At 51.0% G+C, this 10,828-nt stretch carries 7 protein-coding genes and 1 riboswitch; of the genes, 1 reads left to right on the top strand and 6 read right to left on the bottom strand.

From position 1 onward, the window contains the following. Positions 1 to 126: 126 nt before the first annotated feature. From L5656_RS08485 to L5656_RS08460, 6 genes are all read right to left on the bottom strand, one after another. Entirely contained in the window at positions 127 to 1,140 is a 1,014-nt protein-coding gene (locus L5656_RS08485; RefSeq protein ID WP_366018158.1) for a xanthine dehydrogenase family protein molybdopterin-binding subunit, read from the bottom strand. A 26-nt stretch (positions 1,141 to 1,166) separates the two neighbouring features. Continuing rightward, positions 1,167 to 2,429 (bottom strand): xanthine dehydrogenase family protein molybdopterin-binding subunit, encoded by a 1,263-nt coding sequence (locus tag L5656_RS08480; protein ID WP_297201776.1) that lies wholly within the window; start codon positions 2,427 to 2,429, stop codon positions 1,167 to 1,169. A gap of 42 nt (positions 2,430 to 2,471) precedes the next feature. Next, positions 2,472 to 2,571, bottom strand: a riboswitch (purine riboswitch). A gap of 121 nt (positions 2,572 to 2,692) precedes the next feature. Next, on the bottom strand, positions 2,693 to 3,901 hold the full coding sequence (locus L5656_RS08475) for a YgeY family selenium metabolism-linked hydrolase (RefSeq protein ID WP_297201774.1): 1,209 nt from the start codon (positions 3,899 to 3,901) through the stop codon (positions 2,693 to 2,695). Between the two features lie 184 nt (positions 3,902 to 4,085). Beyond that, entirely contained in the window at positions 4,086 to 4,679 is a 594-nt protein-coding gene (locus tag L5656_RS08470) for an SGNH/GDSL hydrolase family protein (RefSeq protein ID WP_297201772.1), read from the bottom strand. A gap of 11 nt (positions 4,680 to 4,690) precedes the next feature. Further along, positions 4,691 to 7,822: an AAA family ATPase gene (locus L5656_RS08465; protein WP_297201770.1), complete on the bottom strand. Its 3,132-nt coding sequence runs from the start codon at positions 7,820 to 7,822 to the stop codon at positions 4,691 to 4,693. Next, positions 7,819 to 9,075, bottom strand: a complete 1,257-nt coding sequence (locus L5656_RS08460; protein ID WP_297201768.1) for a metallophosphoesterase family protein — start codon at positions 9,073 to 9,075, stop codon at positions 7,819 to 7,821. The genes L5656_RS08465 and L5656_RS08460 overlap by 4 nt, the downstream gene beginning before the upstream one ends. Positions 9,076 to 9,446: 371 nt before the next feature. Here L5656_RS08460 and ggt point away from each other — a divergent pair. Further along, positions 9,447 to 10,828, top strand: a 1,382-nt coding sequence (gene ggt, locus L5656_RS08455) for a gamma-glutamyltransferase (RefSeq protein WP_297201765.1), incomplete at its 3' end; no start/stop codon positions are given.

Below are 10,828 nucleotides of genomic sequence, written 5' to 3'. Positions count from 1 at the left end.
CTGCCTCTTGTGGGGTCTGACCGATGGCAGCTATGCGGTCTCCAGAGATATATAGATCACCCGTAAATACCCGACGTTCCTTGTCCAGGGTGACCAGTATTCCGTTTTTGATCAAAATATTCATGGTTAATTACTGTCCTCCTTAAGTGCCGGATTAGCAGCCTTTAACGCCTTAAGTACCCGTTCTGGTGTAGCAGGAAATTCTGTAAGGCGCGCTCCTGTAGCGTTATATATGGCATTTAAAATGGCTGGCGCGGTAGGAAGGGTGGCCGGCTCACCAACTCCTTTAGCTCCATAGGGCCCGGTGGGCTCAGGATCTTCTATAATGATGGGTTCTATCTCCGGTACATCTAAACTTGTAGGAATTAAGTAAGTACTAAAGGAGGGATTAAGGATATTCCCTTGCTGTAAAACTACTTCTTCCATCAAAGCTAAACCTACCCCCATGGCCACACCACCGCATATCTGGCCTATAACCCCAGCCTTATTTATAGCCCGCCCTACATCATGGGCCGCTATAACTTTTAAAACCTTTACTTCCCCGGTCTCTGTATCCACTTCTACCTCTGCGATTTGGACCCCAAAGGCATAGGGCCAATAGGGCACGCCTTGCCCGTTTTCATCTAGCTTAGTGGTGTGGGCTGTAAAGGTACCTTCTCCTACAAGGCGTACACCTTGCAACCTGGCCCTGCTGGCGGCCTCAGCGATGGATACCCTTTTTTGAGGGTAACCTAAAACAGTAATGTACCCGTCGCTCGCTTTAAGCCCCATAATGGTATTTACCCCTAGCTCCCGGGCAACAAATTCGAGGAGTTTATCCGCAGCCTTGCGGCTTGCAAGTCTTACAGCATTGCCAGACACATAGGTCTGCCTTGTGGCGGCCGTAGTGCCTGCATCGGGCGTAGCATCTGTGTCTGCAGAGACTACCGTTACTTTTTCCACCGGAACCCCTATCTCTTGAGCTGCGATCTGAGCCAGCACAGTGCTAGAGCCCTGGCCACAATCAGCAGCTCCAGTACGTACCGTGACAGAACCGTCATCATGAATCTCCACTAAAGCCGTAGACACATCCGGGAACCCGTTCCCGTAGCCGATCCCGTAAAAGGTACAAGCTATACCGACACCCCTCTTTTTGGCCATGTTTCCTCCTCCCTCTGATTGCTTCATCATTTTAATCTTTCTACGTCCCAACCGGCAGCACGGGCAGCAGCCAGAAGGCAGGCTTCCAACCCCACACTGCTTTCCAGCACCTGACCGGTAGCCGTCACATCCCCCTGGCGTAAAATATTGCGCCAGCGGATGGTAAAGGGATGAAGCCCCAGTTCTGCAGCCAATAGATCCATCTGAGCCTCATAGGCCAGGGGAGGCTGGGTAGCTCCAAAACCACGCATAGCACCGGTAAAGGGATTATTAGTATACACTGCATAGGCATCGATCTTTACATGGGGAACATAATAAGGGCCGGTGGCATGTACAGCGGCCTTGCGCAGAACGTTGGGGGACCAGGAAGCATAAGCACCGCTATCCCCGATGATCTCCGCTTCTACAAAAGTTAAACGTCCCTCCCGGTCCGCACCCGTACTATATTTCATTATCATAGGATGGCGCTTGCTATGGGAATAAAAGGATTCTTCCCGGGTATTGACCATTTTTACCGGGCGGCCGGTATGCCAGGCCAAAAGAGCTGCCAATATCTGCAAGGTCATATCTTCCCGGGCACCGAAGGCGCCGCCTACCGCCGTGGTAATAATCCGCACGCGTGTCTCCGGCAACCCCAGCGCCCGGGCTACTTCCACGCGGTCCCAATGGGGGTACTGGGTAGCCACATGGATTTCAATATGCCCTCTCTCATCCACCCTAGCCACCGCCGCTTCGGGTTGTAAAAAAGCGTGCTCCATCATGGCCGTGCGATAAGTTCTGGTTACTATAGCAGCCGCTTCCTTCCGGCCCACGTCTATATTTCCGCGCCTTATCTTAATATGATAAAGAATGTTCCCGTCTTCATGCACCAGAGGAGCACCCGGCTTCATGGCCTCTAAAGGATCGAAAACGGCTGGCAGGGGCTCGTATTCGACCTTAATGGCTTCTGCTGCCTCTTCTGCCGCCTCCTCACTCTCAGCCGCCACCACGGCCACCACGTCGTTAACCGAGCGAACGCGGTCAGCTACCAGTACGGGCATATGGGGTATAAGGACACCGTGACCGTTATGCCCAGGGACATCCTTTGCCGTTAAAACAGCTACCACCCCAGGAATTTTGCGGGCCGCTTCTACGTCTACTTTGTCTATTCGTGCGGAAGCCACGGGTATCCGGCGTGCTTTCCCGTACAACATCCCCGGGAAGGTAATATCAGCAGGGTAAATGGCCCGCCCCGTAACTTTACCCGGCCCCTCGATGCGGCCTACAGGTTGCCCGATCAGGCTTCCCATCCCTAGTTCACCTCCTATAAAAACAGGTGACCGGAACCTGGGGAAATAAATTTTCCCCTTCGTAGTCAGGTGATTCCGGTCACCTGGTAGAGACCCCCAGCCCTATTGCTGGGGTTATACGAAGGTCAAGCCGTCGTTTTATGCTTATTTATAAATTAAATTCGACCTTAAGGCTTATAAATCCTTCTAAAGAGAATCGGATTTATATTATAGGCATACATGTTTAGCTTTATTAAAAAGGTATATTCAGCAGCTTAAAAAGCCTATTTACCAGATCTTAACCGGGTCCTCAGGATAGCAGGAAATAAGGCGTAAAACTCTGTAGCTTTTACTACATCATCCAAAGGCACCTGATCCTTAACCGTGTGAGCATATACTTCATCTCCGGGACCAAAACCGATGGCCGGGATATTGGCCTTGCCCATCCAGTAAATACCGTTTGTAGAAAATACCCACTTGCCTGTCTCGGGTTTATGGCCGTATAGTTTTTCGCAAGTTTCCACTCCGGCCTGTACGAGGAAGTGGTCCTCCGGTAAAGCCCAAGCAGGGAAATACTTGTCTACTTTAAATACAAATCCGTTGTAGCTCGGCTCATCATAGATTAGTACTTCCACTTCTCCCCCGTAGGGCTCCGCTACTCTACGTACCTGCTCTACAGCCATCTCCCACGTCTCACCAAAGGTGAGCCGCCGGTCGATGAAGATGGTGCACTCATCCGGCAGTGCGTTTATAGAAGGAGTTTTGCAGTGGATGTCGGTTACGGCTATGCTTCCCTTCCCCAAAAAGGGGTCCTCCAGAAATTCGCCACCCATCCTGCTTATGGCTTCAATGATAGGGGCCATTTTATACAGCGCGTTTTCCCCTCTTTCAGGTGCGCTGGCGTGGCAAGTACGTCCTTTAGTCACTACTTTCATCTCAATCCGGCCCCGGTGGCCCCGGTAAATGCGCATATTGGTGGGCTCGCCGATAACCACAAAATCCGGGCGTATCTTGTCCGTCTCTACCAAAGAGTGGGGCGCTATACCGTCGCATACTTCTTCTAAGTTGCCAAAATAATACGCAGTATAACCATCCAAAAGGCCTAGTTCGCGCGCTATTTTAAGCCCGTAAACCATCCCTGGAGTGGAACCTTTCTCGTCGCAGGCTCCCAGGCCGTAGAAAATGCCGTTTTCTATCTTGCCCTGGTAAGGGTCCCACTCCCACTGGCTGGGGTCGGCCACATCCACCGTGTCCACATGGGAGTCGTAAAGAAGGATTTTTTCTCCCCGGCCTATCCGTCCCACTACATTGCCCATATGGTCGAAGAACACTTCATCGTAACCCAGCTTTTTCATCTCTTCGGCTATGCGCTGCACTACCCGGCCTATCGCGCCATTAGGAGAAGGTATGGCTACAATATCCCTTAAAAACTGGATTATGTCCCCCCTGTATCTTTCCACCTGTCTTTTTACTTCCTCAATTACCTTTTCCATCTACCTCCCTGAGCCCGGGGCTGCTCTGGGCTTCCCCCAAAGCCCTATACCCGCAAACCCAGGTTCCCGCCTCCTTTCTTAGAGTTTTTTCTTAAAAATATTATTCGCCGTAGCTTCCGATTTCCCTGCTGTTTTTATCATATACACTTTATTTTTTTATTGTAGCTTAAACTATATTAAACAATTATCCCCTACTCTCCTTTAGCTTCCGGAAGAAGGGCAAAGCAACTTCGGCCATAACCTGGTAACCCCTCCGGTTAGGGTGGGCTCCATCGATAAAATACTCGACCTTACCCCATCTTGTTTCTGGCTCTAATAGCGCGGTATAGAAGTCCAAAAGCGGCAAATGATGTGAGTGGGCCAATCTCCGGTAGGCTTGGCGGTAGGCTTCAAGGAGTTTTTCCATCTCTTCCAGGAAGAATAAGGGAATATCCGGGTCCTTGGGACATAAGGGCGGGGGAAGGGCAACTACTGGTAATATACCGGCCCTGCTAGCCCCTTCTATCATCTCCCTTACTTGGGCTTCCACTTTAGCCACATCTGTCTTCGCCCAAGCATCGTTGGTGCCTCCTAGTACGATAACTGCACGCGGGTTAAGCTCAAGGACATCCTCTTCAAAGCGCTGTAGCATCTCTTGGGTGGTTTCCCCGTTAACACCTTTATTTACTACAACTGCTCCCGTAACTTTAGCAGCCAGAGCCAGCCAGGAAGATTCTGGCCCGTAAGGGTACCCGTAGGTTAAACTATCGCCCAGGCCGACTATATCGATACCAGCCACAAGAAACCCTCCTATAGATTTTTTACGAGTCTTATCTGGCTCCCGGTACCATCAGGTCCGGGTGGGAGCACTTCTAAATAAACAGGCATACGTTCCTTTAACTCACGCACATGGGATATCACGCCCACCAGACGCTGCCCGAGGCGGAGCCTTTCTAAAGCCTGAAGCACCACTTCCAGTTTTTCGCCATCTAGAGTCCCGAAACCTTCATCCAAAAAGAAAAACCCTAACGGATAACGGCCTTTTAGCTGGAGCTGGGAAGAAAGGGCCAAGGCCAAGGAAAGGGAGGTAAGAAAGGTCTCGCCGCCGGAGAGGCTAGAAACAGGCCGCCGTTGGCCGCCGTAGAAATCATCACGTAATACGAATTCACACCTTTCACCTAGCTCTAAGGCATAACGCTGCCCGGTTAAAGCTCCCAGACGCCGGGAGGCTTCCAAGGTCATATCCCTTAACTGCTCTTCGGCAAGGAATTCCACAAACTTACGGCCGCTTAAAATACGCCGCAAAATCTCCGCCAGATCCCGTCGCCGGGTTATTCTAGCCTCTTCTTCTTTAATTTTAAGCCAGCGCTGGTGGTTTTGCTCAATGCGCTCTAGCTCCTTTTGATATATGGCCAGTTGCTTATTAGCTTCTAGAAGATCTTCCTCGCCCTTTGCTAACCGCTCTTTAAGGTCCTGCCATGCCTCCATTCTAAACTCCCGGCCAGACAGAGCTTCCTCTAATCCCTTAACCTCCTCCCCTGAAGCAAAAAGCCGGCGTTCAAAATCTTCCAGTTCCCGAGCCAGCGACTGCCGGTGTTCCTCATCTAAAAGGGCTCCCCGGGCTTCTTCCCTGGTAGCAAACCCCGCTACCGCAAGATGTTTTTCTAAACGCTCTTTTAAATTTTGTTCTTCCTTTTTTAACCCCTCCAGCCTGCTCTCTAAAGCAGCTAACTCTTTCTGCGCTTCATTAAGTTCTTTTAGGGCAGTATCCTTCTGCTCGCGGCAGATATTTATCCTTTCTTCTAATTCCTGGATGGTATTTTCCACCACAGCCAGCAATTGCCCCGGATCTTGTTCTCCGGCTACCTGGCGGATTTCTTCTTTAAGTTTCCTTTGGCGAGCCTCGTGGCTGGCCAGTTCTCCTTTTAAGGAGCCTTCAGCAATTTTAATCTTCTGCATTTCCTCTTTAATCTCTTTAACCCTACCCTCTGCCCTATTTAACTCTTCCTCTACTTTCTCCCTCTGGCGAGCAAGCTCCCCTAGTCTTTTTTCCCTTTCCTTTATCTCCTCCCAGCGCTTACGTATAGTTTCCCTTTCTTTGCCCAAAGCAATCTGATTAAACTTGCTAGCCAGCTCTTTAACTTCTGTTCCCAAGCGCTTAACTTCAGGTTGGATGTTTCTATGTATGGTTTGAGAGAGGGCATCTAGCTGGGCCACACCTTTAAAGACAGAATCTCGCCAGGCCCGCAAGACCTGTAGCTCTTGTTCCGCTATTTCCCTTTCTTTTTCTAGTTCCTTAAGCTTATTTTTAACCTCTTCGGTTGAAGCAGGCCGGGGGTGTTCCCGGGAACCACACACCGGGCAAGGGTCTCCTGGTTTAAGGCCGGCAGCCAGCATGGCTGCTTGCCCTTCCGATATTAGCCTCTCCTTCGCAAGCCGGAGGGCGTCCACTCTGGCCTGTATCTCCTTTAGCTTAGCCTCTACCAAAGGAGCAAGGTCACTAGCCTTCTCCACCTGGACTCCGGGTAGTCGCTCTTCTACAAGTTCTTTTAACTTCTTAAACTCCCTCTCTACCCGTGCTTTTTCTTCTTCATATTTCCTTTGCCAGGTACAAAGTTCACGCTCGCGATCTTCTAGCTGGATAAGAAGTTGGATAGCCCTCTCTACATCTTCTTTTTCCTTGACATTTATCTCTATAGAACGCATTTCATCGAGGATATTGTTCCGCCTATCTAAAAGAGCTTCTAAAGTTTTAGTGTTTACTTCTAGCTCAAATGACAACCCTTCCAACTTCCGCTGTAAACCTTCAAGCTCCTGGACTTGTTTTTCTATAATAGAATTAAGGTTATCCCTTTCTTTTGCCTTCTCCACAGCAGCTTTCAAGGCGGCCAGCCTTTCCTGCCACTCAGGCAGTTCCTGCCTCCGCCTTTTTTCGGCCTCCTCCAGCTCTACCTGGGCCTGGCGGAATACCTTTTCCGCGCGGGCCTCTTTATCCCGGGCTTGCAATTTAGCTCCCTCTATCTCCCGAATCTCAGAAGCTATTTCCTCTTCCCTTACGAGGTCCTGGCGCAAAGGTTCAGCTTTAGTTGCCAGCTCTAAAATCCTTCGCTGTCCCTCCCAAAAGGCCCGCTCCTTTTGTAAAGCTTCATATTTTGCCTTCGCCTGCTCTAACCTTTCGTAGAGCTTCCTAAGTTCTTCCATCTCTTCCCATTGCTTTCGCCAAACCTGAACTGCTTCCTTCAACTCCTCTACCTTACGCAACTGCGTAGATACCGCCTCCCGGGCCTTAACAAGAGCCTCTAAGGATGCATCCCCCATACCGGCTTCTTCTGCGGCTATGTTGCTTAGCCGCTGCTCACAATCTAAGAGAACTTTCTTGGCTTTTTCCGCCAGCTCGTCCCCGTACTGCTCAAGATTAAATATATACTCTAGCATTTTGGCCCTTTCCCCGCCGGTCAGTTTCAAAAATTCATCGAACTTCCCTTGGGGAAGCACTACCGCTCTGGTAAAATCTTCTTTTCTCAAGCCCAGTATCTTTACAACCTGAAGATCCACTTCGTTAGGGGTGGAAGCTAAAACTTCAAGGCCCTTATTCCAGGCCATCCCGCGTATAAGGCGGGCGTTACGGGCCCGGACCGAAAAGGGATCCGATTTATCGCGCGTGTACAGCCGTTCTACCCGGAAAACCTCTCCTCCCAACTCAAAGGCAAAGGATACCCACAACTCCTGCTCTTCCTGGTTTAAAATCCCTCGCTTCCCCCGCTCGGCCCGGTCTACGCTTCCGAAAAGGGCTAAAGTAATGGCATCAAGTATGGTGGATTTACCTGCTCCAGTGGGTCCGAAAATCCCAAAAAGGCCATAACGAGAAAGTTCGGCGAAATCGATATGCTGTTTTTCGCGATAACTATGTAGACCCGAAAACTCTAGCTCTAAAGGTTTCATCCTCTCTCCCCTTTTCGAGGATCTTGATCGAAAATACTTCCGTTAACTTCCTTCGTATTTATTAATTCTAAAAATAAATCTACCAGCTCCTCGGGAGGATCGCTACCCAACTCACGGGCAGCAAAAAGGCGAAATTGCTCCTTTAGCGGCAAAGAAGTCCGGGAAGACTCTCGAGGAGAAAACAGATTTTCGGGCAAGCGCACCCGTATATTGACCACCCCCGGATGCCGCCGCCGGATTTCAGCAATATCACGTGGCGATAAAGGTTCTGAAGCCTCGATTTCTAAGTCTACCCAGCACTGGAGGTTCCTTTCTTCCTGGCACCAGCGGAAAAATTCCTCTAAACTTGAGGCTTGCCAGATCTTTAAAGGGCGACCACAGTTAAGAGGAAATCGCTTAATACTTGTAGGACGCCCGGGTTGCGCCTCCACAAGCACTACTTCCTTTCGGTGGTCCGCTTCTGAGAAGCTGTAAGCTAGAGGGGATCCGGCGTACCGGCAGGGCGCTGGAGTACCTTCTACCGCTTGGGGGCGGTGCAGGTGGCCAAGGGCGATATAATGGGCCGTTTCCGGGAGAGCAGCCGGAGCCACGGCCAGGGCTCCCCCCAACTGTATGGGCCGTTCAGAATCTGATTCTTTGCCCCCGGCTATATAAAGATGGCTCATAATGAGATTGACGGTATCCTTGCGAAAGTGGCGGCTTAAATCTTTAAATAAGGCTTTGATCCGCTCAGAATAAGCTTGCTGCATCGTTTCTTCCTGCAATTCGTCACTTAATATTTCATTAAGCCTTGCCTCCGAAGGATAGGCCAAGGTTCCTACCACAGCATGTTCCTCGCACCCAGGGATTTTCAGCTCCAGCCACCCCGGTCCTGCAGCCACCCGCTCCACCCCACCCTTGCCCTTACCTAAGGGCAATTCTTCCAGAGGGTAGCCTACTAAGCAAATACCGTGATCCAGGGCTAAGGGATTTGCTGCCCGCAGGCGATCAGGGCTATCATGATTCCCCGCTATGACCACTACCCCCCGGCGGCCCCCCCGGGCAAGCCTTTCCAGGGCGGAAAAAAAGAGATTCTCTGCTTCGGCAGAAGGGTTGAAGGTATCGAATACGTCACCGGTTATCAAAATAAGGTGAACGTCTTCAGCTTCAGCCAGGTCACAAAGGGTATCTATAAATTCCCTTTGTTCGGCCAGCCGCGAAGTTCCTTCCAACGTCCTGCCCAGATGCCAGTCTGAAGTATGTAAGATTCGCAAAGATAGAGTACCCCCCATACTAAAAACACATGGACACTTTTTCAATACTTTTTCATCTTAAAGCTCTGGAATCCTCCCAAAAACAGAAAAAACCGGACCCCCTGGTTATGACTAAAGGGTAGCTCGCCATCTTAAACTCGGTATTCTGGAGACTCTTCCGGTCACGGCCGTTTCTGCTTGCCCCGGATTTTAAGGCTTAGTTTTTCTTGTTTGAGGTATTCCAAAAAGGTTAAAAATGGGATATTTACTATATAAGACGTTTATGCCGCCCTGGCGGCACGAGCAGGAGGATGCAAATGGCAAAAAACGCATTTTCAAGGTAGGACAAAAATTGCAGCCTTTAAGGATAAAGAAAGGAAGTGGCAAGATTTATGTACCGCGCAGTGGCTATGGGTACTAAAGGGATGGTAGCCTCAGCCCACGGGCTGGCCTCCTTGGCAGGCATCAACATCCTGCAGAGCGGTGGCAATGCCGTAGATGCTTCCATAGCAACCAATGCCGTGCTCAACGTAACTCAGCCCCATATGTGCGGCATAGGTGGCGATGTATTCTACTTGATCTACTGGGCCAAGACAAAAGAGATCTTATTTTTAAACGGGTCGGGCCGGGCCCCCCGCCGTGCTCATCTTGAATTCTTTAAAGAGAAAGGCCTTAAGTCCATACCTCCGCGTAGCGCTTGGGCCGTGACCGTACCGGGCTGTGTGGGAGCATGGGAGGATCTCCACCGCCGTTTGGGAAGCATGCCGTGGGAGAGGCTTTTCGAGGCCGCCATCGAGTACGCCGAGGGACACCCGGTAAGCTATAACCTTGCCCATTACATAGCAGAACACCGCGAACTCCTCGCCTCGAGGCCAGAAACAGCCAAAATCTTCTTGACAAAAGGCTTACCACCGGAACCCGGCGATATCTTGTGCCAGCCCGGGTTGGCCGCCAGCTTCAGGCTATTAGCCAGGGAAGGAGCCCGCGCCTTCTACACAGGCCCAATCGCCGAAGCCATCGTCGGCACACTGAAAAGGGAAGGCGGACTAATAGAAGCCGAAGACTTGGCCCACCACACTTCAACCTGGGGCGACCCGGTTTCTGTAGAATACCGGGGATATACCGTCTATACTACCTCACCTAATAGCCAGGGGATAACGGCGCTTTTGGCCTTAAATATCCTGGAAGGCTATGATCTGGCCTCTATGGGGCTCGATAGCCCTGCTCTAATCCACCATATGGTAGAGGCTAAGAAACTAGCCTTCGCCGACCGCGATGCTTACATCAGCGATCCGGAGTTTGTTGATATACCTTTGTCCATGCTCCTTTCCAAAGAATATGCTGCCCGCCGCCGGCGTAGCATCGACCCGGAGCGGGCCAAAGTAGAAGTTTCGGCAGGAAGTCTACAGGGTGACACCACTTATTTCGCTGTGGCCGACCGTGACGGGAACATAGTGTCCTGCATCCAGAGCCTATATTTCCCCTTCGGGACGGGTATAATGGCCGAAGGGACCGGCATCCTGCTTCAATGCCGGGGAGCCTACTTTTCCCTTAAGGAGGACCATCCCAACGTCCTAGCCCCTGGAAAGCGGACCCTGCACACCCTCATGGCGGCCCTGGTGTTTAAAGGGAAAGAACCGTACCTGGCCTTCGGCACCATGGGAGCCGACGGCCAGCCCCAGACACATCTCCAGGTGCTAACCCGGATCCTGGATTTTGGATATAATATCCAGGAAGCCATAGAGGCACCCCGCTGGGTTCACGGTAGCCCGCA

This window comes from Thermanaeromonas sp. (assembly GCF_021890735.1).
Classification (GTDB): Bacteria; Bacillota; DSM-521; order Neomoorellales; family Neomoorellaceae; genus Thermanaeromonas.
This window is presented reverse-complemented; position numbering and strand designations above follow the sequence as displayed.

What these genes read in the sequence shown, in the direction of transcription:
- L5656_RS08475 (WP_297201774.1), bottom strand. Translation starts at nt 3,901, where the DNA reads ATGGAAAAGGTAATTGAGGAAGTAAAAAGACAGGTGGAAAGATACAGG.
- L5656_RS08465 (WP_297201770.1), bottom strand. Translation starts at nt 7,822, where the DNA reads ATGAAACCTTTAGAGCTAGAGTTTTCGGGTCTACATAGTTATCGCGAA.
- L5656_RS08485 (WP_366018158.1), bottom strand. Translation starts at nt 1,140, where the DNA reads ATGGCCAAAAAGAGGGGTGTCGGTATAGCTTGTACCTTTTACGGGATC.
- L5656_RS08480 (WP_297201776.1), bottom strand. Translation starts at nt 2,429, where the DNA reads ATGGGAAGCCTGATCGGGCAACCTGTAGGCCGCATCGAGGGGCCGGGT.